We start from the raw sequence: 1,922 nt of genomic DNA on the forward strand, positions 1-1,922 counted from the left end.
CTGCTACCACCGACCACTGCCAGGCCCGCATTAGCGACATTCTCGCCATCATTTAGCCTTCCGAAAACGGTCTGTTTTCACACTTCTTTCTTTTCAAAGACCTTGTAATCAATTGCGGTCAGTACAACTGTCGCTGCAAGCAACGAAACCAGATAGATCCAGTCGATAGTTCCGTTCTGCGCTACACTCGATCCCAGTATAAAAGGATATGGATTCAGCCAGGAGAGCGCGTCAATCATTCCGAGTATGGGCAATCCTAGGACTATTACTACTCCGGCAACTACTGGTTTGACCTGATCTCTACTCATTATAGAAATCATCGTAAAGAGAGAGTAGAAGAATGTGACTCCGACCAGCTGCTGGAGCAGCACTTTCAGCGTATCGGCAAACGCCGTGCTGTAACCGGAGAGATTCATTGCTACTGGACCGAGCAAGGACAAGACCACCGTTATTGTCAGTACGGCTCCGAGCCCCGCAAGATACTTCGTCCTGAACACTTCGTTCCTGTTCTTTCTTGAAAGCAGGAAGTAGATCGTCTTCTTGTCGAATTCCTTTGCAAATATGGGGAAGGCGATCAGCAGAACGACGAAGGGGAGAAACTGCCCGTAGTTCTTTCCGTGCCACTGACTCAACAGATAGTAATTGTCGTCATTAAGTCTCGAAAGACCTGAAACGTCTCCCATAAGATTCTTAAGAAAATCCGGCATCTCTTCAAGTTGAGGGGTCATTTCTTCCATCATCTGCGCTGCATAAGGTCTGAGAGCAACAGTTGTAATCAATGAGATTAACAAGACGACGAACATGATTACTACTCTCAATTTCATTTCGTGGATTTCCTTATAGAACATGCTTATTCCCCCTTACAATAGTCCCGAAGAAGGATTCAAGATTAACCTCTTCTCTTTTTGATCCAGCTATCTCCTTCAGTCTCGCGATATCTTTAGAGTTATCGGTGAGAACTTTCAGCGAATTTGCTTCTTTGACAACGGCGGTGAAGTCATTCCTATCTATATCCGTTTTCATTGGAAGGGAGTAAAGAGCGAACCTTTCGCCTAATCCCTTCATTTCTCCTGAGTAGAGAATTTCACCTTTGTACATTATCGAAAAGACATCGGCTATCTTCTCCACCTCCGGAATAATGTGTGAGGTGTAAAGAACTGTCTTCCCGCTTTCAGACAGTGATCTAATCATCTCCAGCACTTCGTCTCTCCTCAGAGGATCGAGGCCCCATGTGGGTTCGTCGAAGATAAAGATATCGGCGTCCTGAGACATTGCGATTGCCAGATAAGTGGATGTCTTCATGCCGTGAGAGAAAGCAGATATCTTCTTATTCATAGGGAGATCAAAGTCCTTCATTTGTTTAGCAGCTTTATCTGCCGAAAAATTGCTCATGAGCATCGAACACATCTTAACTGCTTTTTCCGGAGTCAGGTTGTCATAGAAGCTTTTGTCTTCTGGAACAAATGAGATTCTCTCCCGGGCGACATCGATTTTCTCTCCAAGGATCGTTATCTCTCCCAAATAATGAACAAGACCAAGAATTGATTTTAGAGTTGTAGTCTTTCCGGCGCCGTTAGGGCCCAAAAGAGCGTTGACCTTTCCGGGCACAAGCGAGAGGTCTATCCCCTTTACAGCCTCGAAATTCCCGTAGTTCTTCCTAAGGTTCTTAACTCTGATCGCTTCTTCTAACATTGAATTCACTCCTCACTGACTATCTTAACTGTACTATATCAACTAATACAGTTGGTTGTCAAGAGGAGGAGTGCTCTGAATATCTTGGTTTTTTCCAGTGATTCAGGAATATAGAAGTCAAGAAGTGATCACAATGTATAATATTGCAGTCTTTGGAGAAACGAGAGATCAGGGAGCTGAAGACAGGGGGGTGTTTGCAATGAAGAGATTTCTAATGTGCGTTCTTTTGT

General features: G+C 44.4%; 2 protein-coding genes. Both read right to left on the bottom strand.

Features of this window, described 5'->3' with window-relative positions:
• Positions 1–77 precede the first annotated feature (77 nt).
• The gene (locus tag B3N33_RS10755) at positions 78–848 is read right to left on the bottom strand and encodes an ABC transporter permease subunit (protein ID WP_292593328.1); all 771 of its coding nucleotides are present in this window, start codon (positions 846–848) and stop codon (positions 78–80) included.
• On the bottom strand, positions 838–1,692 hold the full coding sequence (locus B3N33_RS10760; protein WP_292593329.1) for an ABC transporter ATP-binding protein: 855 nt from the start codon (positions 1,690–1,692) through the stop codon (positions 838–840). Before B3N33_RS10760 ends, B3N33_RS10755 begins: the two co-directional genes overlap by 11 nt.
• Positions 1,693–1,922 lie beyond the last annotated feature (230 nt).

Origin of the sequence: Mesotoga sp. UBA5825 (assembly GCF_002432955.1) — a bacterium.
Lineage (GTDB): Bacteria > Thermotogota > Thermotogae > Petrotogales > Kosmotogaceae > Mesotoga.